The 461-nt window shown below is 65.9% G+C and carries 1 protein-coding gene; it reads left to right on the forward strand.

What is annotated here, in order from left to right:
- On the forward strand, window positions 1-258 hold a 258-nt coding region (locus RCF13_RS05160; protein ID WP_308140909.1), incomplete at its 5' end, for a 3-oxoacyl-[acyl-carrier-protein] synthase III C-terminal domain-containing protein.
- Window positions 259-461: the final 203 nt, after the last annotated feature.

A 461-nucleotide genomic window follows, 5' to 3' on the forward strand; every position in this document is an offset into this window, starting at 1 on the left:
GTCGACATCAGCGAAGTCGATTGGCTGGTGCCGCACCAAGCCAACGTCCGCATCCTCAATTTCCTGGCGCGCAAGCTTGCCGTGCCGGTCGAGAAGGTTGTCATCACCGTCGACAGCCATGCCAATACTTCCGCTGCCAGCGTGCCGTTGGCGCTTGACGCCGCGCGCCGCGATGGCCGCGTCAAGCCGGGCCAGCTCGTGCTGATGCAGGGCGTGGGCGGCGGATTCACCTGGGGTTCGGTACTGGCCCGCATGTAAGGGCGTGTCCGGCCGGGACGCGGACTGCCGCGCCCGCCCGGATGTCGCGCCCGACATTCCACAGACTCTGAATCACTCCACACGGTCGAACATGAAAATCGCTTTTGTCTTTCCTGGCCAGGGTTCGCAGGCAGTCGGCATGCTGGATGCCTGGGCCGATGTCGCTGCCGTGACCGATACCGTGGCGCGCGCCTCGCAGGCGC

Source organism: Stenotrophomonas maltophilia group sp. RNC7 (assembly GCF_030910085.1).
GTDB lineage: Bacteria > Pseudomonadota > Gammaproteobacteria > Xanthomonadales > Xanthomonadaceae > Stenotrophomonas > Stenotrophomonas sepilia.